This is a genomic window from Natronoarchaeum mannanilyticum (genome assembly GCF_039522665.1).
In the GTDB taxonomy this organism is placed as follows: domain Archaea; phylum Halobacteriota; class Halobacteria; order Halobacteriales; family Natronoarchaeaceae; genus Natronoarchaeum; species Natronoarchaeum mannanilyticum.
This window is the reverse complement of the sequence record NZ_BAAADV010000007.1, coordinates 376,485-400,482: the sequence shown is the minus strand read 5'-3', so window position 1 is coordinate 400,482 and position 23,998 is coordinate 376,485. Positions and strand designations below refer to the sequence as shown.

Here is a 23,998-nt window from a genome sequence, read left to right as displayed (position 1 = left end):
AACCGGATCTGGAGGACGTATCAACGGGCGGATACTGGACTTCTATAACTACATGTGTTGTCGATTATCATCGTGAACGATACCACGGACGAACGCGAACGGAGTATCATTCGCCAGCAATTTGATCCCGCCGAAACCACGCCGGAAACGGCTGTCGTAGAAACCGTGGCTGACCTGAAGGATACGGACCCTCAGACACTGTCTCCCCTTTACTCGACGGTCGACGATATTCTTGCCAATGTGTTCGCTGATCCGCCAGCACCGGAAGCGCAGGTCCAGATCACAGTCACCTACGAGGGGTATCGGATTACGCTGTCACAGGACGGGGCCGCGGAGTTCGTAAAGGTCACATGAAGTGATTGTCGCGCTTGGGTGCTGGAGATTGGGTCAGGGTCCCAGACTAACGCTGGAATGTTTGTCAAATTGCGCTCGAAACCCCGGGATTTCTCATACTGACTTGACAATATGTCTGCCCCAATCATCGATCAGTTGTTCCAACCGGGTGTCCCATCTCATAGACCTGCCCCGTCTATTCTGTCGGTCACTCCCCGTCTCTCACTGTGTCCCGTAGCTCATCGTAGAGATGGGGGTGATGTTCCTGGAGGAGTTCCACGTCGGTCGTCGGCTCCTCGTTGATGCGACTCCGGATTCGAGATGCTGCTTGGTACTTCCTGTTGTCCCCATGCTCACCGTTGATCTGCTCCCGCTCAGTGTCGGTTAGTAGCGCTCGTGTCAGACCACTTCTGGAGTTACTGGACGATCACAAAGGCGAACTCCCTACTGGCTGGAATACGCGCTACTGTGCTGTACCTCTACTGTATCGAACGATTGGATGATCTGCGAGAGCTGATTACTTCCGTGTGAGTCTCCTCCTGGATCTGACCCTCGTCCAGCAACTGCGGAAGGCCGAAAAGCCAGACGCTAAGACGTCGGAGAAACGAGATGAATAGTGAAAGAAGCGCTCTGCCTCAATCAGTTACGTTCTTCCCAGAACTATAGATCAGGCTCGTCGAACAGTAGCGATGGAAAAACAGCACCAAGCAGCGGCAATACACCGTTTATCTGAGAAACGGTTTTGAACGGGAAAATCGTTAACTATCTCGGTGGCGTGAGTGCGGGTAAGGTTTCACACAACCATGAGCTACAGACCTCCTCTCGGCGGGCCCGGGGCAACGGGCGAGCAAGAACTTGGGCCGGGCGAAGCCAGCGACATCGCGACCGACGAAATCTACGCAACGTTGGCCGACCAGAATCGTCGGTTGATCCTTCGGTATCTACAGGACGCCATGGGGAACGCGGCATCCCGCCACCAGCTCGCCGAGCACATCAGTGAGCGAAGCTCAGGCCCGCAGAACGCCGAGGCTGTCGCAATCCAACTCCACCACATCCACCTCCCGAAACTCATGGACGCTGGGATCGTTGAGTACGAGGCCCAGGCTGGCAGTGTCCAGTATACTCCTCTCCCCACAGTCGAGACGCACCTCGACTACGTTGACGAGAGTGACAGCCGGTGAGAAAGTGAGGTGCTTTCCCCATATCGAACGCTGCGAGGTGTCAAACCTCTTGTCCGTAGAGGGGGTCAACGAAATCGATCTTGTGAAGACTCAGTAACCGGTTTGGTGGAAGCACTCTTCGCAGATCGGAATCCGTGCGGTGAGCGCTGCATTCGGTCCATCATTGATCTCATAGTATGTTACCGGTTCTGGAGCATGACAATACGCGCATTGCTCGATCGCTTCGGGGTGCATTACCCGGCGGCAAGCCCACTACCAGTAAATGTCTGGTGGCCGTTTCCCGCCAGTCTGCCGTACAACCCAGTACGACCAGCGATCTCTCCGCTGACCAACCAAATCGCCCTTGGCTATTAAGTGTGAACGTATTGCCACCTCAAGATAGGTGGGCCAGGGCATGCACGACTTGACCGGATTCCAGCGCGACCTGCTGTACGTGATCGCCGGCCACGACCAGCCACACGGGCTCGCAATCAAAGCCGAACTCGAGGACTACTACGACCAGGAGATTCACCATGGCCGACTGTACCCGAATCTCGATGCCCTGGTGGACAAGGGACTCGTCGAGAAAGGGGAGCTCGATCGGCGGACCAACTACTACGCACTGACGCAGCGCGGCCAGAGGGAACTCGAAGCCCGCCGTGAATGGGAACACCAGTACCTCAAAGACATGGAGATCCTGGCATAGCTGACGGTCATCTGCGCACGACTATTCGATAGCATCAAATATATTCGGAAATCTATGAAACAGCTGTTAGGTTGGTATACAAATTGAACGAACTTCGGACTGGACCTACCTCTTATACGGAGCGGGAACCTGCCTGTAGACGCGGGCCAGGGTTTACTGTCCCAACCATAATCCATCGCCCGCATTTCCACCTGGAAACTGTAGTGACAAGCTCTCGGTTTCTCGAAGATCATCAGGTTGACCGCAGAAACAAGGAGTCGAGGAACTGGAGTCCTCGGATCTCCTTGGTGGTCACCTACTACCAGCCCCGAGTTTCGAAGTTATGCGACGTCGAACCTTGGGGCTGGATTTTTGTCGGTAGTGTGCCGACATTCTATATGTCGCAGTAATATGTGATAAATGGCACACCTATATCGATCACTTCGGTCACTTCGAAGCGTACGAGAAGAATTCTATGACATGCTAAGAATACGTATATCGAACGACTGATACTTTGGCTTTCATCTATGGAGACGCCATGCTGAAACTCTCTGTATTCAGCACGACCGTTAAAACATGTCACTAATTAGGTATTTAAACAAGACTGGTTAGTATTATCTGTCAAGGGAGAAGCGACGCTACTCGTCACTACGACCGTCGTCGGGAGATACTGAGTCGGCTGCCTCAATGAGGGACTCTCCAAGCGCGCGCATCCCGTCAGCGTCAGTACGCACAGTCACCTGCCGATTCTCACCATCGCGCGCTGCGTTAAGGACTAGCGCGACATCTGTCGATGAACTCCCAGCAGGTGCGAGCACCCGCGCCTGCGACAGCGTTGGCTGTGAGTTCTCACTAACGATCTCGTTCCGGTCGATCACCGACATGAGCTTCTGAATGGTTTCGTCGTGACTCATACTGCTTCTCCTCCACTGGTCGCGGACAGGTCATCTCCCTCATAGCCGTCAATTGCATCGTCCGGGGCGGCATTGAGGAGCTTACGTGCGATTCCGTCATCCCGGCATGACCGTGCTCGGTCCTCAACGTGGTTGACCCACCGCTCAATCGCTCCGCGGGAGAGCCCGGTCTCGTCTGCGATCGAACGATATGACACGCCGTCGGCGCGCATCGCGAGTGCATCCACAACAGTGTCGAACCGCTCACTTGCCACCAGATACTCGCGCGCGTCGTCGAACTCGAGACCAACCGGTGGCCGGGAGTTCCACATTGATCGCTGTTCGCGGTCGTTCACGGCCTCACGAGCCTTCCTGATCTCCTCCCGCTTGATCGCAGTCTCGACCGTACGGCGAACACCGTGTTCCATACTGTCGACATCAACGTCTCCAGCGACGAACGCGAACTCGGCACTGCCTGAAGCAGCTGCACGCCGCCATTCCGCGAAAAAGTCGTCACGGGCCAGTCGGGAGTCGTCCCAAGCGACAACGTGGTCGTACTCTCCAGTTCGCACCCGATCGATCGCGTTGAGGATCTCGTCGTTATCGTCAATTCGCGGGTCGTCCTTGTCTCGCGAGAGTATGCTGAATCCGGTGTGGACACCTAGGTCGACGACATCGCATTCGTCAGCAAGATCGCTCGCGAGCCTAGGTACCTGTTCGCGCTGGAGACGAAGGCTGGCACCATCCTCGTCGCCTTGCGATCGTCGAATGACCGCGAGCGCCTTGCTGGTGGTGGCGTCACTCATCGGTGACTGTGATTTCGAGCGTGTTCCCGCTCTTGATGTTCCACTCGACACGTGCTCCCGCGAGGTCCATCGCCTCGGCAATGCCTTTGGGGACAGTCGTTCGATACTGCTCGACAGTTCGGTCTTCTCCGTCGGAGTTGGTGGTGGTACTCGTAGTCTTTGTAACGGTTGTCTTGGGCATTCGTAGTTAGTGCTAAAGGTAGCACTACATTTAGTGCTAATCACTGGCGTCCCGGTACCCCAGGGTAGTGGGACGCCTTCCCTTCCTGACTACATCTCAGACACAACTCGCAGACTTGATTCTGAGCAAAGCAAAAGCTGTGATGAGTTAGTCCTGAACTTCGCTCCAACCTTCCTTCGCAAACGGATGGGCTTGCTTCGACATCAACTCAGCCGTGAGGTCACGTAAATCATCGACAGTGAGATCGTAGTCGATCTCTTCGTAGAGACGCTCAGTTCTCTCGAGAGCAACGGTCGAGACCTTTCCGAGGACTATCACTGTCCACTCAACGACCCCGATACGTCCTCCAGCATGGGTAGGACGAATTTCGAGTTCACAGCGGACCAGAACAGGATCAGCCCAGTCACGGAAGCGAACTTCCCTCCTGACGCTCATCCCTAGTGGAGTCGCACCTACGACATTGCTGACGCTCGTTCGGTCCTTGTCAGCCGTCGGGAACCACTCGAGTAAGTCGTGTTGATCAGCACTCACAGATCGATTCCCTCCATTATGGATGTTTGACCCTCATCTGCGTCGCAGAATCTCGCAATGTCCTCTGGTTGAAGGTCTGGGCCCAGACAGTCCGGGTGGACCCAGACTGCGAATCCACTTTGGCCTTCGAGGGCTTCGTCGATCTGCACTCGACCTTCCGATCCAGGGCCACGCCATCGAACATATGCATCGTCTATAGACTCGAGGGCACAGATCACCGCTGGGAGTAGCTGGTTATAGATCGTCCCCTCGTACTCGACATCAGCCTGCTCTGCGGCATCGAGCTCGAGAGAGACATTATTCGAGATGAACGTAGCAGCAGCGTCGGGCGAATCCCACGACCCGTCGGTCATACTGCGATAATCCTTCTGAGTCGGGACCCCTAACGCAGCCTGTCGGTTGACTTCACGCAGTCGGTCGCTGTTGTTCAAGTCCTGTTCTGGAACGAACAGGATGATCCCCGGTCTGTGGGCGTTGTCTCGACCAAACGAAATTCGGCCTAACGATCTCACGGCTAGGTGACCCGACGGAATGGGTGCCCGTGCAAGGTAGTGGAAAGCTGGCGAAAGAAGGCCGCTTGGTGGGGCGTTGCCCAGTGCTACCTTTTTAGCGATGTCTCGAAGCTCGGTCAGTGCCTGCTTGTCTAACTGCTCTTGGTTGCTCATTCGTTCCGTGACGCAGTCAAGGATGGTTCATTATAAGCCTGAGCACCCTCCAGATACTCGACTTTGAAGGAGGAATATGGGAAGATCACCCAATAGAGGGGCAATGTAGCTCGGAAAGCCGTTGTTGCAGCAAAGAACTGAGGAACTCAAAATCGGTCTATAATTAACAGACCCAGCAGCTAACGAGCAGATTTCCCCCTTGAATGTACAACGGGATTCGGAAAGCAGTCAAGACGATCGTCGTCGGTTGAACTCCCTGACAAACTTCCAGCCAACTTTCAAACCAAAAATGGGGTAATCGCAGTGGCCTGAGGGTACTGTTTTGACGTGAGCTCTACTAAGAAGCGGAAAATGTCAATATACAGAGTTGGACACACACACCGTGCTTCATCTGCAAATGCCTCTGAGAGAGGGAGGGCCCAGAAATAGAGCCCGGTCACAGTATTGGGCGTACTCTACAGTGAGACTTTGCCTTCGGAATAATCGATAGGATGGGTGCTTCTGTGAGTAGATGTGAGGGAACTAATAAGATGGCCGAGTGGAGAGTTTAGACACAACTCTCGAAGACTTAGACTGAGATTCCAGACACACACACCCCGTGTTTCATCTGCAAATGTATCTGAGAAGGCCCGTCGGGTAGCTTTTCGCCGGTCCCTGAAAAAGAGAACTGCCTGTAGAGCGCTTATATTGCTCGTTTCTCATGGGTAGAGGTGGATATACGATCTGCTGAGTAGATTCTCTGATAGCAGTAATAATAACCTATACCAAAAGAGTTTTATTATAGTTAATAAGGGGATCTCTCAGCAAGAGGTGAGTAAAAGATCATATCTCGAGGTAATCCTGCTCTTGGGAACTTGCGATAGAATCAGGGTAGATGATTCTCTGTCCTACGCTAATTGGATGATTCCAAAGTCACTGATTTCGAAGGGGGCCTCCCTTCTCACGTGGACTTGCAGATGAAGTACGGTGTGTGTGTCTCCAAGCGCATCACCTTCTCAGCGAGTTCAGTGAATCGAAAGCAACATCGATTCACTAAGTTGATGATTTCAAGACCGCTGATTCGGAGGGGGTCCCCCCTCTCAAGAGGACTTGCAGATGAAACACGGGGTGTGTGTGTCGAAACTCGAGTTAGACTTAGGTACCAGAGAAGTCCTCGAATGTACTTGTGATTCGATCGCGGATCAAGGTTTCACGCTGATCGAGGAACTCGATGAAATTATCTATCTGATAGAGTTCGTCGTCGTTCGGAATACAATGCCGCTCTCGATAGTCTTCGGTTCGAGTAGTGATCCACTCGTGGAATGGCATTTCTTGCTTTTGCGCGTTCTCTTCGTCGGTAAGTAACTGGAGGTTTGCAATTCGATCTTTTGCCTCCTCATATTGTTCGGCACGTACTCGGCTGATTCCATGTTCCTCAACTAACTTGTCCGCATCTAGCTGGTTTCGCGGGAAGATATGATCTTGCTCGTATTCGATCCCGCGACGAACAGTCTCGCCAAAGTGGAGAAGCGACAGTAGCAGGAACGACTTCTGTGACCGGTACGTTGTCTCTTCGAGAAGCGTATCTAGAACGTCTTCGCTGAATCCAACAACTTTCCCTCTTCCCCGCATTTTGTAGTGGATCTCTTCAAGTGGGAACTCACCGTCTGTCTGATTGATAGCTTCTCTGGCATCGTCTAAAACCTCGTCTGGACGTGAGTTGAACGTTCCATTCAGTAACGCCGACGTCAGCCAATAGTGAATCCGACGACGCATCTCCAAACCAGTCTGAGAGGTCCAATCCAGAGAGGGGTCATGTCTATAGATATAATAGGCAATCGGGATGAGCGCATTATGACTCGTTAGACTCCGATCGTCAAGCCCGAACTCGACAATCAAGTCCAGCGCTCGTTTTATCGAGTCTTGGAAGTTACCGCCATCCCATACCTCCTGCATTCGATCGAGATTCTCGTTCGAGAAGTTCCCGATGCGATACTGTGGAATCGTTTCCGTCCCATACATTAGAAGCGCCTTCAGAACGAAATCGATGCCGAATTTGAAGCTCTTGTCCGAATGCCGGTTGTTCAGGTTGTCTACAAACGTTGTGATCTGCTCACGTGCGTCAAGTGCATTATCGCCTTCTCCCCATCGTGCAGTTGCCATCGAGAGGAGAATTTCCGACTTACTCAGCGGCGTACCTCCATCATTCATCCGGATGAAGATGTCTAGGACACGCTCCCGATCAGAGGTATTCTCTTCGTGGTACTGGATAACGTCATCGTTGTGAACGACGTCAAACAACTTTTTCAGGGTCTTCCCAGCTGTCCACCGGTATTCGTCTTCGATGTCCAACTCTTCAGCAATATCCATTATATCGTCAGCAGGGTCGATCTCAAGCACCTTTCCAACTCGGTACCAGTAAGCTCCATCTGAGTTCGCAGGTTCCGGTTTCTTGAATGCGAACTCATATTCAAGACCGAGTTCGTCATCCACAGGTCCGTCATCGCCAGAGAGCAAATTCAAATAAAGTCGTTTCTGGTTCCACGCGTCAGGGTTCTTTCGTTGAGCGTATTTTCTCTTTTCCGTGAATGTGCCCTTGAGTCCGATATAGAACGCCGTTAGACGCTGTTGTCCGTCTAGGATGAGATCCTGTTCCGATGGGAGTTCGAGCTCATCCTCTTCACGTATTTTCTTATTGTGATGTCTCATCTGCTCGAACTCGGGTTCATCAGGATGGACGCTATCTTCGATGTAGTGCTGGATGAATTGGTATTTCATCTCGTCGTTGGCGTCCTCTCCATTAAGATGCCAGACAAGGAACGAGCCGATCGGATACCCCTGCATCAGTGAGTCGAAGAGTCTGATGATTTGGTCAGAGCCCCAGACGAACTCACGCTGAATCGCTGGCAACAGAATGGAGTGATTTAGTCGATCGACCGCCTGCGAAATGCTCCAAGACTGCGTCATACTATCAGTCGTTACAAGCAGTCATCAAGAAGGTTCGGTCATGAAACGGGTTCTATCTCTAATCAGTGATGAGCAAATCCCAGTAGAGCAAGATGCAACCGCTTATTCTAGTTCGGTCCACAATAACTCATACACCGTACCGATATGAGTAACGGCCCGCGTTAGGGCGCGGGCCAGGTGCGGTGTAGACCAACCGCATATGCAATTACGAGCTATCAGACAAAAACGTCTCGCTCGGTTCCAGACGTACAGTCTTCCAAGTAGACTACCTGAAGGAGGAAGCGATGACTGATACTGGGAGCACCGACTACGAGCTGCCGTTCGGTATGATCCTCAGTAGTCAACGACGGGTCAATGTTGCCCGCTATCTACTCGAGGAATCTCCCGAACCACCAGTAGATGTCGGTGATTTGGCCGAAGGAGTTGCAGCAATCGAAGTCAGCAAAGAACCACGTCAGGTCACTGGGAAAGAGAAGCATCGAGTCTACGTCTCGCTCATCCAAAGTCATCTTGACCCTCTCCACCGACAAGATGTTGTCCGATTCGACCACGACCGCAATGTCGTCTATCCAGGAGCAAATCTACGGACGTTCTACGCTTTCGCGATCTTGTTACCTGGTTCTAACATTCAGTAGCTAAAATCCAGTCTCAGAGCTTCAAGAGCGGGAATTCTCTCTTTTATAGTGGGTGAATTTAATTAGTTGATGATAGGTCTACACGTCCTTGAGGTGTTTGTATCGAATCGTATAGCCACCAGGTAACGTTCGTCCCTCACAGTACGCTTCACGGTTGAACAGGAGTTCGAGTCGCCCGTAGGGCCAGTCGTACGCTTTCTGATTCCTGCGTAGATTGAACCCTGGGATGCACTCCCAGCCGTCGACTCGTCCGGTGAGCCGATGCATGTACTTCCGTCCGGTGTCGGGATTGGAGACTCCTGAACAGTTGCACATGATCTCCTGAGCCGTCGTGATTTTCCGAGGATCAACGGGACTCGTTCGCTCGATACACAAGGCCAGTATTTGACGTACTACTGCTTCTGTCTTCGCTTCCGCGGTCTCTGGAACACATCATCAACGCGGTCAAATGCCGCCCAAATCTCGCTATCGGTTGGTCCCTGCTCTTTTCCGGTCATATTCTGTCATTCTCACCTTGGATTGAAGAACATTAGGCGCAAGCTCGGATGGACAAACCGATGATCGACTAACAACCGAATGTATATCGATCAGAGGTTCTAGACAATCTAAGTCAATTCCTTAGTCCAAAACTCAATACAGGAGCAGACGGTCTTCTATCCCATTTCTAGACCTCCTAATCTAAGCCAACTAATAGCCAACTACTGATAGGCCATATCGTTGTTTGATGACACAGGAAACAGATGTCGAGAACTCTGTACCGGATCTTCCACCGGTCGGCGAGTTCTATTCAGGGCTGGAGGCGCTCGACTCGACCCTGGTCGAGTTACCTCAAGACGTTCCAGAACCGACGGAAATCACTACGACTGAATCACCAACTGACGTTCGCGAAACGGAAACACCTGTAGGAGAGACTTGGTTCACAGTTTCAGAGATAGTTAGAGAGAATTTCTCGGGGCTCTCAGCTGCGAACCACGAATATGATCCTCAGGCGAATGAACCGCTGTATCTAAGAGCAGCGTATCCCGATCCATCGGAGCCGGCCACAACGATCAGAGTCACATACAAACCTTCAGGGACCCTCTTTGTCGAAGCAAAATACTACATCGGTCTCGCATCGTGGCCATACTATCTCGGGACGAACGAGGGGCTCTCTATACCGGTCCTCTATGCAGCTGCGATCGCAGCAGGCCTCAACTACAGCTCTGTCGCAGTCGCGACAGGACAAACTCAGCTCAGCTATCACCAAGGTCTCGCAGTCAACTCGGCAGTCGGTGACGTCCACGAGCGCTTAGAAGACCTTCGAGATGATACGGCGGAATCAACCAACGAGGACACACTTGACAAGTTCCTAGCTCTCGTCAAAGATCGACCCGAATGGACGATCTAGTCCAGAGGTAGTGGAGGACGGCAGTTAGCCTAGTTCGGAAGGACAGAATTGCTAAACTGGAAGAGCAAGGCAGAGATTCTCAACATCCGGAGCAAGCGAGATCACCTGCGCTTTTCGTTCCAATTCCTTGCGCCGATCTTCGATACGCTGCTCGAGCTTGTTGAGCCGCTCCCGTTGACCGCGAATGGCAATGTCCATGTTTGATCCGGCCTCAGCCTTGCGTTCATAGTCCTCGATGAACTCCTCGATACGTTGGCGCTCAGTTTCTGCGTACTCCTCCAGATCATCCAGTTCTTGCTGAGTCTCCTCTCGCCGGCGTTGATGTAGCTCCTCTCGCAGCGATGCGACCCGCTGACTGATGTAGCGATCAGCTGCTGCTCGCAGTTGGTCCTGGCTCTGAATCAGAGAGCGCACGCGGTCTGCATCGGGCGATCCTTTGACGCTATCTCCCTGAACAACACGTTGACCCAGTCGTTGTCGAGGATCCTGATGGTGGGCATCGACATACACCGGAATCATCTCTTCGCGAATGACTTCTCCCGTCCCGTCCTCGAACTTCACACGGTAGTTGTAGGTGATTCCTGGCTCGTCGACGAACGGAAGAAGTTTCAGACCGGCATCGCCCTGCTCACTATCCAGTACGTACTGCATAAGTCGCTGGACCAACTCGTCGTCCGGAGACACGTAGTCGATACCGTCGTAATCCATTGCGAAGTCACGACTGAACGTGAACGGGCCATACTCCTCATCGGTTCCTTGTCGGAGAGAGGCGGGTAGTTCGGCTCTGTAGAGATTGCTCCCAGCCTTCTCGACATCGCCACCAAGTGCTTCAACACCACGCTCAACGAACTCGTGAATGTCCGCTTCAGTTCCATAGACGTCCTCAGACTCGTCCATTACCTCCTGGATCTTCTCACGGCTTTCCTGATCGAACGTACTCGTGTCGATCAGGCTGCGCTCGTACCACTCCTCGAGTGTGCGCTGCCGCTCATCGATCAACTCTTCGAGTTCCTCCTTTGTGGCACTTGCAGGTTCCTCGTTCTGGATGGACTCCATGATGAGCGAGTCGACGTTAATGTCGTCGAGCATCCCCAGTACATCGGCCGTGTTCCCGAGTTTCCCCCGGATGTTCTCGACTTTGTTCTGGAGCATCTCGAAAATCTCGCCCTCACGGGTATCCTCGAACGAGAAGTTCCAGACCTTGACCTCCTTGTCCTGTCCGTACCGGTGAAGACGGCCAATACGTTGTTCGAGGCGGTTCGGGTTCCACGGCAGTTCGTAGTTCACCATGATGTGGCAGCTGTGCTGGAGGTCGATCCCCTCACTTGCAGCGTCCGTCGCGAAGAGTAACCGTGACTGTCCGTGGTTGAACTCGTCCTCGATGCGAGCCCGTTCCTCCTTATCGACGTCACCATGGATGACGAGAATCTCGTCAGCCCAGGGTTCGTCTTTGACTAAGTCGAGCAGATAATCGAGCGTGTCGCGGTATTCGGTGAACAGGAGAAGCTTCTCGTCAGGTTGCTCCTCCAAGAGTTGCTGGATGTATCGACGTACTTTCTGGGCCTTGGAGTCGACGGAGATACCTTCGGCGAGCGAGACGAGATCGCGAAGCGTTTCGATCTCTTCCTCGAGTTGCGCGTCGCTCTCAGTGACGGTCAGCGCAGAGAGTTCCTCTTCGGCTCGTTGTTTATTCTCTTCGTCAAGGTCTTCGCCGTCGAGGTATGCGGACGCTTCCTCCGACAGACTGGTGGAGGTCGACTGCTCATCAACTAGATCGCCCAAGCGACGACTCAGGGTCGCTTGGATGGCGCCGATACTACTGACGAGACGCTTTTGCATGAGTGCCATCGCGAACCCGACCGCGGGCTCGTTCAGTTTCTCAGACCGATTGTAGACGTTCTGCACGTAGTCCGTGACAGCGCGATAGAACTGCTGTTCCTCATGAGTCATTTCCACGGGAACAGTGTTGACCTCACGATCAGGGAAAATGCGCTCGCCGTCATCGTCGTACAGTGTCTGCTTCCCGCGGCGGATCATTACGCGGTCGACGGCTTCCTTCGAGAGGTCCTGATCCTCGGCGACGAGGAACGGATCGATGTATTCGACGAGCGAGCGGAAGGCTTCGCCCTTGCCGTCGTGAGGCGTCGCGCTAAGCAGGAGAAGCGAGTCGGAGTTGCCAGCAACCCGTTCTACCATCTTCGACGTCTTGCTTGGCGACTCACCCCGCTTAGCGGCTTTGTGTGCCTCGTCGACCACCACTACGTCCCAAAATGCTTCCTCGAGGGCGGGCTGGAACTCGTCTTGACGGAGGAACGCCTGACTGGTGACCATCCGTTGGTGATCCTGATCCCAGATGTTAGCTTCCTCGCCCAGCCGGCGACGTTCTCCTTCGACCCACTGCCGGTCTGCTGGCGTGAGATCGATGTCGAAGAATCGGTCCATGTCCCGAATCCATTTCTTTTGGAGATGTGCGGGAACGACGAACAGGACGCGATCGGCACGGTTTCGAGCAGTGAGTTCTTTGAGGATGAGTCCGGCTTCGATGGTTTTCCCGAGGCCGACGTCGTCAGCGATGAGCGCACGCTGGCGGAGCTTCTGCATCACCCAGTTGACGGCATCGAGTTGGTAGGGTTCGAGACGAACCAGCGAATTCGAGATGCTCAGCAGCTGTCCCTGCTCATGGGCGATCTGTAGCTGGAGCGCTTGCGAGCGGAGGTCGAACCACTCGGCAGAAACGGTCTCGTGGTCCGGATGCAGTTGATCGGCAGAAGTTGAATCTAGCTCGCCAAGTTGATCTTGCTTCGGTTCGATCTCGACGTCGTCGATACAGACGGTTTTCACGCCTTCGTCTTCGACGTACGCTCGGAGATACTCGAGATCGCCGACGGAGTATGTCTTGATGATCTCAGCCGGGGTACCGTTCAGGTGTATCGCGTCGCCAGGGTCGAACGAATTCATTGCCCCTCTACTGGCTCAGATGACGGTGTCTCGTTCTGTTCTTCCGTCTCTGTATCAGTCATACATTCGCGAAATGCTCGTTCAAACGTGTAGTCCTCGAGGAGATTTGCCTGGCTCGCGTTGTGGTCGCTTAACTCTGCTCTGTCTTTTGTGTTCAACCGGAAATTGTTTTCCCCGACTTCATCGAAAGCCACGTAGAATACTTCGTCTTCCTCCACGATATACCCGGCAAAAATATCGACCTGCCCGTTCTGATACTGTTCCGTGAACAAGCGGTATTTCCAGGGTTTCTCGTTGTTCTGGTTCGCTTTCTTGACCTGTACTCGGAGGAGTTCGTCGTCTTTGTCAGCAACAAGGTCGTATTTGTACAACCCGTGGGTGTAGGACACTCGACACCCTTGACGGACGAGATGGGCTGCGACTGCGAGTTCGGCCTCTTCACCGTCGATATGACCCGTATTACGGCTCATATCTATGCTCGCCTCCGACCAACGGATTGTATTGTGGGAGTAGCATCATAGTTCACAGTTCATTCGGGCATACCGATATTACTCCTGGGTGATCGTGACGAAGTTCAATACAAACTCTTGAGGGAGAACGCCACCGTGGTAGAATCGGGCGTCGGGCAGTCCCTGATTGCGGAAACGCTGAATCGGGTCAGCAAGAGCACTAATCTTCGTATCCTCATCGAGGTACCCTAGGTGAGCATTCTCGTCGAGTAGAACACCAGGTGCGTCCTCGTCGATCTTCTCACCAGCAACCCATCGACGCGTCACTTTCTCGGCTTCATCTGGTGGATGGATGTCGTTGATGTCGACGCTCTGTGGGAGAGAGACGAAGCCGTGATCGGCGAGGATGTACGCTCGGTCCCACTCGCCTTGTTCGATCTTCTCGCAGATGATGTCCGAGATTTTCTCGATACGATCGCTGAACAGGGCCTCAAAGTCGGTCAGCTCCTCCTCTCCGGCCTTGTCGAGATCGTTCCAGTAGTAGGCGACGCGGGTATCTCCCCACCCCGACTCGTGATCCTCGCTCTGCATGATGTAACTCCAGCCGTCGTCCTTCAGCAGCTTCTTGCGCTGGTAGTTATTGATCTCGCGGCCGTTCCGTTCCGGAACGAGTTCTCCATCATCGAGTTCGATATTGAAGCTGAACTTGCTGCCCGGCGTGAGTGCCGCCTTCCCGAACTCGGTGTCCGAAGGGAGCGTTCCGACCCAGGCGTTCTCGTCAACTTCGAGACTCGGAAGTTCACGCCGAATAGATTCTGCCAGCTCGTGCGCGAGGTCGAAGCGCAGCGCGTCGACGATGAACAACGCGACGCTCTGCCCACTCTGGAGGTACTCTTGTTCCTGGTCGAAGAACTGGTGAGCGTAGTTTTCGCCGGCGAACGGCGAGCCCGCTTCGATCTGGTCGACAACGAGGTCGCCGAGATCGCCGAGGTAGTCAAGATAGCGTGACTCCGTTAGTGACGTGCGCAGGTCGTCGAGTGTCGCCGTCGCGGGATGCTCTTCGGGGAGATCACACTCCGGCTCACCAGAGATAATGAGGTTGAAGACGGCGTTGTCGATCTGCCAGGTACCGTCCTCGACGTCGCCGTAGAGATCGACGATGTCAGTCGTGTCGCCGCGCTCTTCCCACGTCTCGAGTTCGTGGGCGAGATTGGCAACTTCAACGGCCTGCTCCCAGACGTGCGTCCACGGAACGTCGCCGTAGGTCGTCTCGAGGCGCTGGTGGCGCTTGGACGCGCGGTTCGCGCACGTCTCGTACTCGCCGGCATGGAACGACTGCGTCCACTCGTCCCAGAGCTCATGTTCGAGAGAGGCGTCGACGGGACAATCGGCGAGTTCCCATGGGTTGTCATAGGTGCGCAGGACATCGTGCCAGAAGCGGGCGCTGGGATCGAGATAGACGTGTGCCAGTTCTTCTGCACGCTCGGGCTCGACCTTGCTCAGCAGTGACTGTAGTTCGGGACGAGAGATACCGAGTCCCGAACTGGGCTCAGGCTGGTACTCGGCGTCGAGCAGGGACTTGTCGAAGCCTTCCTCAACGAGCCACTCTGCGACCGCCCAGCGGCGGGTACGCGTCACGAGCGCATCCTCGTCGGTAACACCCTCGACAGCCGCGACGCCCTTGCCGACCAGCAGGTCGCGGATCTTCAGCAGGTCCTCGGTATCGTCCGGAAGGTTCTCGGTACCGTGTTCGAGAACGAACTGCACGGGATCGTCGTGGCCATCAAGGACGATCTTCGTCTGGAGTCCCTGAAGCGTCGGTAGACCGCCCTGGCCATTGAGTTCCTGAAAGAGCGTCTTTGCAACCTGCTCGCGTTCGCTCTCGTCAGCATCTTCGTAGGCCGTGCGAATCGAGGCGGCCTGCAAGCGGTCGTTCTCGAAGCAGCGTGCTGCGAGTTTGCCGATGTGCTGTTCGACGACTCCACCAGTGTTCTCGACGTCCTTGAACCAGTCTACGTCGTCGCTGCGTGCCCGTGGAACGTACCAGACGGTTCGATCACGCGGTGCGTCGGCGCGCAACTCCAGCGGCGTCTGTTCTGCTGCGTGGAACTCACAGCCTAGCGAGCGGCTTACGCTCTCAACGATGTCGCGAAGGTAGCCACCGTCGTCCCACCAGAGTACGACTGGATCATCATCGGCCGCTTCGTCGATAGCAGTCTCGATGGCGTCGCGGCCACACTCAGGGAGGGTCTTGGTCGCAGGCATTATTCTGAAACCTTTTGATTTACTGCTTGGAGGAGGTCTTCTCGGGCATCTGTACCAATTCGAGCGACGCCGACTCGCTGATAGGAGATGACCGAACAGCCTTTTTCCTCCAGCTTCTCGAAGGTAATCGAATCGAGCGTGCTTCGAGCAGCTCCGATGCACCAAATGGAGTCCGGTTTAGCCGCTTCAACGAGTTCTGGCCAAATCTCGCCTACTGTCCTCTCGAAGGCGTCCGTGGACAATAGTATCACTATTACATCTGCCTCTCTTGCAGCAGTGAGGAGTTCCTCTTGAGCCTTTTCCCAGAGGTCAGCAGACCCTCCTTGTTTAGACTCGGTGGTATCAGCAATCGGCTGATCACCTCGGAGTACACCGAACTCCTCTGAGAGTACGTGGAGACTGGTATTGGCCGATTCCGAGAGTTCGTCGGTTAGTCCGGCCACAACTCCGAACAGACCCTGGAAGTATTCCTTCGCAGGCTTTGTTGGATCCTCGGTAGTCGTATTGGACCCTTCCGCAAAGACATGTGCCTTCATTAGAGCACCTCGTCGTCGACGGTTTTCGACACGATCTCGGCGTCAGAAAGCGGCGTGATATTGATCTCGACGCCGTGTTTGTGGTTGGGCTGGTATCCCGCGGTCGTGATTTCCGAGAGTGCGCGGTCGGCCCAATCAGATGGAATTTTCGACGAGACCTCCTCACAGTCCTCAGCGATGGACTCACCAAGTTCGATATACTCGTCCAAGTCGCTCGCAAGTTGGGAGATCAGACGCTGTCGCCGTGAGACACCGGCACTATCAAGACGGGCTTGATCTGCCTTTTCGAAGTCGTCAAAATAGTACGTCATGTAGAGGATGCCGTTACTCGCGAAGTGCGAACTGCCGAGGAGGTCATTGGCATAGTAGTCAAACAGATCGTATAGGTGTGCTTCCACGGGATGATCTGGAGCCGCTGCGTAGGCGTCGAACGCCGTTTCGAGATCCTCCAACGCACCGATCCATTCTTCACGCTGGTCCTCTACCTTCTCGTAGAAGTTTCCGGTGAACAGTTCTCCCATATCGACGTCCTCCATTTCGGCGAGTTCATCGACAATTTCGAGTCGCTCCTCGGTCTGCTCGCGGAATTCGGCGACTCGGCCGGCCGCCGAGTCGGCGACTTCCTGCTGCTCTGTGGGCCACTCCCGGGGTTCGTGCTGTGCGAGTTCGGCCAAGCGTTCCTCAAACTCCTCGATCTGTTCGAGTCCACTCTCACAGCGGGCATACTCCTCGGCGGCTTCAGCCTGGTCGCTCGCCGACAGAGAGTCGTCGCTCTGTCGTCGGTTTGCGGCGCTGCGGCGCTCTCGAAGGAGATTCTTCCGCGGTTCGAGATAGTGGTTCTGCAGGCGATCGAAGACGCCGTCGTCCAGCTGATGGTAGTCGACCAGACAGCCGAATCCTTCGCCCTCGGGGTCCGAGACGAGCCGCTCGGTGGTGAACCGCCAGAGGATAGGTACTCGGTCGAACTTCGAGACGTGGTAGTCGAACAAGTCCTCCTCTAGCCACGTCCGAAGGTTAGGGTAGGCCTCTTCGGCGGCAGACCTGCTTCCCAGGACTTCATCAACTTCTGCTAGGCGGGCATCGGCGTACTCGCCCCAGACACGCTCGAACTCGTCCTCGACGTGGGTCAGCAGGTCGTCCTCTCCCTCAACCTCAGAGAGGGGAATGATGCCGTCGTCGGCCTCGTGGACAGCGTGGAGGGCGAAGTGTAGGAGAAGGTCTTTGACCTGCTCCGGGAAGTCCTCTCCGGGCTCCGTTATGGACTCGGGGTTGTACTCCTCCTGTTCGCGTGGATCCTCGTTGGTACGGAGGGCGATCTCTTGGAGAATGGTTTCACGCTGGTCTTCGGAAATGTCGAAGCAGTCGAACACCGCTTCGTCTATCTCATCGGCACAGGACTGGAGGTCAGCTTCGATTCGTTCGAGATGAGTTGCGGCGGCAGTCCCGAGCTCGGATAAGGTCGCTTCCACGTCAGGTGTCGAGGACGGGGAGTCGAGGGTTAGTTCTTCCTGTAGCTCACGATGGGGGTGCTCGTACAGATCGAGCGTGTTGTTCTCGCCGAGTACGTCAAGAAGGACTGGACCGTCGTAGTACGGTGACACAAAGTCATATTGGCGCTTAGAAACGATGTGCGAGACGGATTCTCGAGAAAGCGTGGATAGTCTTTCTGGGACCTCCAGTTCGTCTCGCCATGGTATTTTTGAAACCTGACCGACTTCCCACATCCGTTCTGTCGTCTGTGCTAACATCAGATAGGTGAACAATCGGCTGTTTGAATACGACAGGATATCCCATTTATTATCTTCTGGGAAGATGACTGGACCCTTATCCCCAAAGACGGACCCAGAATGGAAATGACCGAATCGCTTCCCGTTCTCCTTTACGCGGTTGAAAGTCACTCCTTCTTGGAAATAATATTGCGAATTGCGCGGGTACGAGCCAGAATATCGTCGAACCTCAATTCCATCCTCCCCCCACAACACAGTTTTTCTCACACGGGGCAATAGCCATGAATCTTCCCCGCCCTTAGCCAGAGGTCTCCAGTCAGACAATTGATTTTCCCAGAACATCTGGGTAAATCTGCTATCATCGCCTGTTTGCAGACCAACCTTTATCGAGGAGATACCGTCTTTTTCGAGTCCTGCATTCTCGGCATCAAGCACTATTTCTGAGTCATACAATTCCCGCAGTGACCGGGGAATCCAATAGGTGAGAGGCGTCCCCGGAACAAGATTGAACTGCGAGATTTCTCTCCTGAATACTCTCTGGATCCCCTCCTCTTCGGCAGATACAAATGCAGAATAGAGAAAAGAATCTTCCTTCTCTCCTTTTTCAACATCATCCAACCTCAGGAAGGTACCTTCTTGTTCGCTATCGACATCTGACCGAACAACTGTCCCAGCAGTTCGAACAGTTGCGTTGTCCAAGATGTCAATACCGTATTCAGCGAGGAAGTCAAACGCACCCTGCCCACCGATGAAATCCTTCCTGAATTCCTCGAAGGTTTTGAGGAACATGAACGAACGCGGAACGAGCATTCCCGTCCGCCCATTGTTCTTCGTTCGGCGATTACACGCTTCGAAGAAGTTGATGTAGTATTCCTCCTTGTAGTCGTAGGTATTCGAAACGTAGTCCTGTACGGAATCAGGCATACGTCCGCCTGACCCGTAGGGAGGATTCATCAGTGAGACGTCGTACTCTTGCGTTAATACCACCAGCAGGTTTAGAAAACTCCGGAGGTTCTGCTCACCGAAGGAATCGCTCGTCCGCTCTTCAACGGCGCGTCGAAGTGCCTTCAGGAATGAATTGAGCGACTGGTGATCTCCCTCGTTGTAGTCAGTAAGTTCAGACTGCGTCTTGCTGGAATCGAACGCCTCCTCCAGTGTCCCACTCACGTCCAGCAGGCTTCCGAGTGCCTCGGTCTGCTGGAACGTCTCGATAACGTCGTCGATAGCCTCACGCAGGTCGCTCCCCTCGCCAGTAATTTCGTCCAGCACCGCAGCACCTTCCTCGACCTCGGCGACCCGGGCGTCTGCACACACAATTCCGACGTTCGGCATCTCGAACTCGCCATCTTCCTCCTCAGCCCGCGTTCGAGCTTTGAGGTACAGATTAAATGCCGAGAGCTGGCAGGAGCGTAGATCGATGTCAACGCCGTAGAGGTTGTGCTCCAGCACCTTCGCAGGTATCTCTGCACGATCCAGCTCAGTCTCCGCCCACCAGATGCGCTCCAAGATGTCGAACGCGTAAAGGAGGAAGTGCCCGCTTCCACAAGCTGGGTCGATGACCCGCAGTTCCCGCGGGTGGTCAAACTCCGGGGCATCGCCGGGCTCCTCGTCTGGAATGAGGTACGTACAGAGTTCAGGAACGCTAGGCGAGTCCTCAGGTGTGACGAGGCGCTCCTTTCGCTCCTCGGGGGAGAGAGATTCAGGCTCCGGGATGGCGTCCTCCTGTCCGGTCGCTTCGAGGTAAAGCTTCCCGAGTGAATTGTCGGTGAGCATCCGGACGACCCAGTGTGGCGTATAGAATTGGTTCGCAGGCCCAACGTCTTCAGGTTCAAGCGTGTTCTTGGCGTCGAGAGCCTCAACAACGGGACGATTGTAGTATTCGTAGACCCAGCCAAGGACGTCGTCGGCACGCCAGACTTCGTTAGGGATCTCGTCAAGCATCCCACAGAGTTCCTCGAAAGTGTCGTCGTCGGGGTCAACCTGGCTGTAGGCCGAGTCCCGGTCGAAGAGAATCTCGATCTCTTCAGCCAATCTGTCGCAAGCGTTGTGATACGCCTGGATGATAGCTTCGTCTTCCAGCAGGAACTCTTCGTGGACGAGAGTCTCAGCAGCGGGTGTCAGGCCGTTGTCCTTGAAGACGGTGACCTCCTCGTCGATGAAGTCCCGCACCTCCATGCATCGAAGCGCAGCGAGACGATTGACGATCGTATAGCCGACGCCAGTTACGTACTGTTCGAATGCCTCATCCCAGGTGTGGCCATCGACTCCTTCGAGATCGATAGCTTCGGCGAGTTTCCGAGTGTTCTCATCGAGATCGTCAAGGTCCTCTGGCTCGTCATCGAGTCCTTTCTGCGTGAGCTGAAATTCGACGTTATCCTCGACGCGCTCGCGAAGATCCTCAACGATGTCTTCGAGACGCTCGCGTTCTTCCTTGTCAAGTTGGGCCTTCCGTTGGGAGAGAGAATTGCTTGCCATGGGAGGTAATTGTGTATACCATGTCCGAATCACACGACCATCTTTAATGTTGCCGATGGTGGAAGTCCATCCCTGAGCCGTTGGTGGAAATTTGACCCCCCTTGTTGAGCAGAATTATTATCAGGATCAACTACGTCAGTCTGGTTGTTAGCTTATGTCCACACCTCGGAAAAATAGCAGTGGGCCAGATGCAGTGTTATCCTTGATCGATAGTGCCTTCAAAGGCGCTGTCGTCACATTGGTACTCATTCCAGTGTTTCTGAGGCTATTCAATGAACTGGCGAATGTACAACAGACGCTCTCGCCGGAGGGAGGTGTGTATTCTCATGAAATATCTACTATCCTCTGGGTTGGCCACTTGTCATTCGCGACCCTTCCGATCGTTTCGACGATCGGATCGATAGTTGTCGCATATAGCAATTTAGGCGCGACAGGAGTCGTACTGTACCTCGTCATCTCGTCAGCAGCTACTGGAATGCTCGCAGGAAGTACGACAGCGGTTATTACCTTCATGCTGGGAGCGACCGCAATGTTTGTCGTCTGGGCATTCAAGTCGAGATCGCGCTACCAACATCGCCCTCCAATTCGTCGACGGTAACTCCCCAGCGACCCTCAGGAGGAGAGAATTTCGGCCAACAGTTTGGTTGCAGGACCGCCTGTGAAGAGGAGGTCAATAATCGAGTACACAGTTACTGCTAGTAGTATCCCGAATAGCCCATAGTATAACCAAATACCTCTCTTGAATTGGGTTTTGAGATCACTATCTGCTTCACTATCTGTGATGTCGTCGAGTATCTGCTTGTCTAAGAACCGCTCATACAAGTTGTAGTAGTCTTCACGGCTGGCCTCGATGGAGTCGAACTGTTTGTTTAAACCTCGAACACCAACTAAGCTCAAAACCATATAGATCCCGACCGGGATCAAGGCGATTCCCAAGGCATTCCTCGCGTTGGTGACTCTACTGATCTGGCTGACCACACCTACACCGGTAACGAGTATAAATCCGAATACTCGAAATAAATCTTTGCTAACAGCATTTGATAGGTCTCGGCGTAGATTGGAGACTTCTCTCTGAGTCTCGAAAACGTATCTACTAACCTCTTGCTGGAAATCGATAAATTCGTCAACGCTATCCTCAATATAGACATTAAAGTTCGTTCGTGCGCTTGCGTGAATATTCTCGATTTCGTCGAGGAGACCAGCGATATTGGTGGTGTAGAGTGTTACAATATTTCTCAGCACCGTGACTCTGTCCGTCGATCGTGAGTGATAGATCCAATTAAATAGGGAGACGAATTCTTGTACCTGTTCTCGATCAGCGTTAACTGGTGACGGCCCATTAGACACCGAAAGTTCCCACTCGTCTCGTTCCTTCTCCAGTTCAACTTCTGAATCGATGGTTTTCCGGCCATTGATTCGAATTCTCCAGGCGCCGTCTTGGCGTCGCGCTGTGTTAGAAATACCCAGTAAGAAGAACATCGCTTGAAACGGGGCTAATCGTTGACGTAGGACCTCAGTTAACCATTCGTCACCCCTGTCCGTTACGAACACTGCGGGCGGTAGGTAGACCTCATGAAAGCCATCGATAGCGCATTCTCTCTGGATCGCGTTTAACGTCCTATCTAAGTGGGTACGCCTCTCGATAAAGTCCGAAAAATCACGACTATCGAGCTTTCGTAGTGCAAAGAACCCAATATACTCTCCAAATGCAGTTGCAGGCAGGTCAACTGTGACGAAACAGGTTTTCTCGTTCCTTAGTTGAACGAAATCCTTGACTTCAGAAATTGACTTAGCCTCGATTTCCTCGAGTAGACTCGACCAGAGGAATCGAAATTTGACACCTATATCTAAGTCTAAACCTTCTCCAATGACAGATTCAACGTGGCTGTGAGGGATTCTAAATCTAAACCGAACAGATGTCCGAGGGGCTTTGATGAATGACCGAACTACGCTCTGAAGTTCTTCTTGGTCATTGACTCGGTCATTTCGGACTTGCTCTAGCGAATCTGCTGCGGTTTCATCGTCCGGATATAATCTTGAAGCTGGAATATCCGTTTCTTCGCGATCGTGACAGGTGACAAAGTCGGTGGGTTCCCAGTTAATTCGGTATTCAAAGTTTTGACTATCCTCCTCAACCGTCAGTACAAGGTTCTCTCCCAGATCGAAGTTTCGAACCGCTTCAACTGCGTCAAATGCTTCTTCCCAGTCTGAGATCGACAGCCCGTTTTGTTCAACGATGAGAGCAGAAGATGATTCTGTCGGCTCCCACGGCGAGAAAAAGAACCGCGAGAGTGCGGACTCGAGCTCAGTGAGGGATAGATTATCGGTCACGAGGTGCGACTGTTAAGTCTCCGCCGGTTATCGAAATCTCAACCTCGTTTTCGTCCTCATTGACGTTGACTCGTTCACTTGCCGTTGAAGGGAACTTCACTTCGATCTCTTCGTCCACCTCGTACTTGACGACACTGGGAAGATTGTTAGAGTCCATCACGATTGCGTCTGGGTTATCTCGCCCCAGTTCGTCAGCAAGGTCTTGACCAGACACAGTCTCTCCCACGATGTCACTCGCTGCTGAGGTTATTTCATCTAATTCGACGACACCTCCATCACTATCCTCGCGAAGGGCACGGAAACGGTTCAGATCCTCTGCATCTGCTCGCTGGCCTGTCCGTTCATGTTTGATCTCGCTAATGGCCTCAAAGACGCTCTTGGCTTGTTCAAGCGTTGCAGGGGCTATGTCGCACTCGATGAATCGGTGGAAATACTCAGATAGAGTGTCCTTTTGATAGAATTTGACGTCACCCGGAAGCCGAAATGATGTCGTTCGAACTAGCGGATACATAACCGCCTTTTGAAGCTCCTCTGGTTCTGGAAATAGGTCTTCAAAACTCACCGACTTTAGCGTATTGTCTGACTTCAATTTCACTCGCTGAGCCTCTTCAAGATCGAGTTTAAGAAGGACCGCGACCGTGTCTATGTCGTCAGTCAGGACTTCGCCTTCAATACCAGCCTGAACCGCAAAGAGAACGCCTTCGTTAGCCGTATGATGAAGAACATCGTTCAGGCGTTTTGTCAACTCAAAAGCAGCATCGCAGAAATCAGATTGTCCGTCTTCATAATCTGTATCACACAATACCTGAAGTGCACCCTCCGTGGCGGTTCCTGATGTATCGAAATTGCCACGGGTAACATTTGATTGGTCAGACTTGACGATCACCTCAGTAATGTATTCCGCAAAGACATCTAATTCAGAAGCCGTATCTTGACCAACAGAGTTCTGCCATTGGTCACCGCTCTCCAGACCATACTCAATCGGTGAGTAGGCCATTCCCTGAATAGATATGTCCATCTTGATAGACAACGGAG

Annotated in this window: 19 protein-coding genes; 5 read left to right on the top strand and 14 right to left on the bottom strand. The window is 53.5% G+C overall.

Annotated elements, in window-relative coordinates:
- Positions 1 to 72: 72 nt before the first annotated feature.
- Positions 73 to 354: a HalOD1 output domain-containing protein gene (locus ABDZ81_RS15085; protein WP_343774838.1), complete on the top strand. Its 282-nt coding sequence runs from the start codon at positions 73 to 75 to the stop codon at positions 352 to 354.
- Positions 355 to 541: 187 nt separating this feature from the next.
- Here ABDZ81_RS15085 and ABDZ81_RS15080 read toward each other — a convergent pair whose 3' ends face one another.
- Positions 542 to 736, bottom strand: a complete 195-nt coding sequence (locus ABDZ81_RS15080) for a hypothetical protein (RefSeq protein ID WP_343775307.1) — start codon at positions 734 to 736, stop codon at positions 542 to 544.
- 400 nt (positions 737 to 1,136) lie between these two features.
- On the opposite strand from ABDZ81_RS15080, the gene ABDZ81_RS15075 reads away from it, so the two are divergent.
- On the top strand, positions 1,137 to 1,514 hold the full coding sequence (locus ABDZ81_RS15075; RefSeq protein WP_343774837.1) for a DUF7344 domain-containing protein: 378 nt from the start codon (positions 1,137 to 1,139) through the stop codon (positions 1,512 to 1,514).
- A gap of 394 nt (positions 1,515 to 1,908) precedes the next feature.
- Complete coding sequence (locus ABDZ81_RS15070) at positions 1,909 to 2,199, top strand: PadR family transcriptional regulator (RefSeq protein WP_343774836.1); 291 nt, start codon at positions 1,909 to 1,911, stop codon at positions 2,197 to 2,199.
- Positions 2,200 to 2,816: 617 nt separating this feature from the next.
- Here ABDZ81_RS15070 and ABDZ81_RS15065 read toward each other — a convergent pair.
- The 6 genes from ABDZ81_RS15065 to ABDZ81_RS15040 all read right to left on the bottom strand — a co-directional run bounded on the left by ABDZ81_RS15065 (position 2,817) and on the right by ABDZ81_RS15040 (position 8,200).
- Positions 2,817 to 3,092 (bottom strand): hypothetical protein, encoded by a 276-nt coding sequence (locus tag ABDZ81_RS15065; protein ID WP_343774835.1) that lies wholly within the window; start codon positions 3,090 to 3,092, stop codon positions 2,817 to 2,819.
- The gene (locus ABDZ81_RS15060; RefSeq protein WP_343774834.1) at positions 3,089 to 3,877 is read right to left on the bottom strand and encodes a serine integrase family protein; all 789 of its coding nucleotides are present in this window, start codon (positions 3,875 to 3,877) and stop codon (positions 3,089 to 3,091) included. Before ABDZ81_RS15060 ends, ABDZ81_RS15065 begins: the two co-directional genes overlap by 4 nt.
- Entirely contained in the window at positions 3,870 to 4,058 is a 189-nt protein-coding gene (locus tag ABDZ81_RS15055) for a hypothetical protein (protein WP_097007367.1), read from the bottom strand. Before ABDZ81_RS15055 ends, ABDZ81_RS15060 begins: the two co-directional genes overlap by 8 nt.
- A 147-nt stretch (positions 4,059 to 4,205) precedes the next feature.
- The gene (locus tag ABDZ81_RS15050; RefSeq protein ID WP_343774833.1) at positions 4,206 to 4,589 is read right to left on the bottom strand and encodes a hypothetical protein; all 384 of its coding nucleotides are present in this window, start codon (positions 4,587 to 4,589) and stop codon (positions 4,206 to 4,208) included.
- Entirely contained in the window at positions 4,586 to 5,254 is a 669-nt protein-coding gene (locus tag ABDZ81_RS15045) for a hypothetical protein (RefSeq protein WP_343774832.1), read from the bottom strand. The genes ABDZ81_RS15050 and ABDZ81_RS15045 overlap by 4 nt, the downstream gene beginning before the upstream one ends.
- Before the next feature lie 1,134 nt (positions 5,255 to 6,388).
- Positions 6,389 to 8,200 (bottom strand): DUF262 domain-containing protein, encoded by a 1,812-nt coding sequence (locus ABDZ81_RS15040; RefSeq protein WP_343774831.1) that lies wholly within the window; start codon positions 8,198 to 8,200, stop codon positions 6,389 to 6,391.
- Positions 8,201 to 8,484: 284 nt separating this feature from the next.
- Here ABDZ81_RS15040 and ABDZ81_RS15035 point away from each other — a divergent pair, with 284 nt between their 5' ends.
- Together ABDZ81_RS15035 and ABDZ81_RS15030 are read left to right on the top strand one after the other, a co-directional pair.
- Positions 8,485 to 8,835 carry a DUF7344 domain-containing protein gene (locus ABDZ81_RS15035; protein ID WP_343774830.1) on the top strand — a complete coding sequence of 117 codons (351 nt, stop codon included), beginning with the start codon at positions 8,485 to 8,487 and terminating at the stop codon, positions 8,833 to 8,835.
- 724 nt (positions 8,836 to 9,559) lie between these two features.
- Complete coding sequence (locus tag ABDZ81_RS15030; RefSeq protein ID WP_343774829.1) at positions 9,560 to 10,222, top strand: hypothetical protein; 663 nt, start codon at positions 9,560 to 9,562, stop codon at positions 10,220 to 10,222.
- Positions 10,223 to 10,273: 51 nt separating this feature from the next.
- Here the strand turns inward: ABDZ81_RS15030 and ABDZ81_RS15025 are convergent, their stop codons facing one another.
- From ABDZ81_RS15025 to ABDZ81_RS14995, 7 genes are all read right to left on the bottom strand, one after another.
- On the bottom strand, positions 10,274 to 13,180 hold the full coding sequence (locus ABDZ81_RS15025) for a helicase-related protein (RefSeq protein WP_343774828.1): 2,907 nt from the start codon (positions 13,178 to 13,180) through the stop codon (positions 10,274 to 10,276).
- Complete coding sequence (locus tag ABDZ81_RS15020; RefSeq protein ID WP_343774827.1) at positions 13,177 to 13,650, bottom strand: group I intron-associated PD-(D/E)XK endonuclease; 474 nt, start codon at positions 13,648 to 13,650, stop codon at positions 13,177 to 13,179. Before ABDZ81_RS15020 ends, ABDZ81_RS15025 begins: the two co-directional genes overlap by 4 nt.
- Positions 13,651 to 13,728: 78 nt before the next feature.
- A complete protein-coding gene (gene pglZ, locus ABDZ81_RS15015; protein WP_343774826.1) occupies positions 13,729 to 15,894 on the bottom strand; it encodes a BREX-5 system phosphatase PglZ in 2,166 nt (721 codons plus the stop codon).
- Positions 15,894 to 16,430, bottom strand: a complete 537-nt coding sequence (locus tag ABDZ81_RS15010; protein WP_343774825.1) for a hypothetical protein — start codon at positions 16,428 to 16,430, stop codon at positions 15,894 to 15,896. The genes pglZ and ABDZ81_RS15010 overlap by 1 nt, the downstream gene beginning before the upstream one ends.
- Positions 16,430 to 20,632, bottom strand: a complete 4,203-nt coding sequence (gene pglX / locus ABDZ81_RS15005) for a BREX-5 system adenine-specific DNA-methyltransferase PglX (RefSeq protein ID WP_343774824.1) — start codon at positions 20,630 to 20,632, stop codon at positions 16,430 to 16,432. The genes ABDZ81_RS15010 and pglX overlap by 1 nt, the downstream gene beginning before the upstream one ends.
- 612 nt (positions 20,633 to 21,244) lie before the next feature.
- Positions 21,245 to 22,963 carry a hypothetical protein gene (locus tag ABDZ81_RS15000; protein WP_343774823.1) on the bottom strand — a complete coding sequence of 573 codons (1,719 nt, stop codon included), beginning with the start codon at positions 22,961 to 22,963 and terminating at the stop codon, positions 21,245 to 21,247.
- Positions 22,953 to 23,981 carry a nucleoid-associated protein gene (locus tag ABDZ81_RS14995; protein WP_343774821.1) on the bottom strand — a complete coding sequence of 343 codons (1,029 nt, stop codon included), beginning with the start codon at positions 23,979 to 23,981 and terminating at the stop codon, positions 22,953 to 22,955. The genes ABDZ81_RS15000 and ABDZ81_RS14995 overlap by 11 nt, the downstream gene beginning before the upstream one ends.
- Between the last annotated feature and the right edge of the window lie 17 nt (positions 23,982 to 23,998).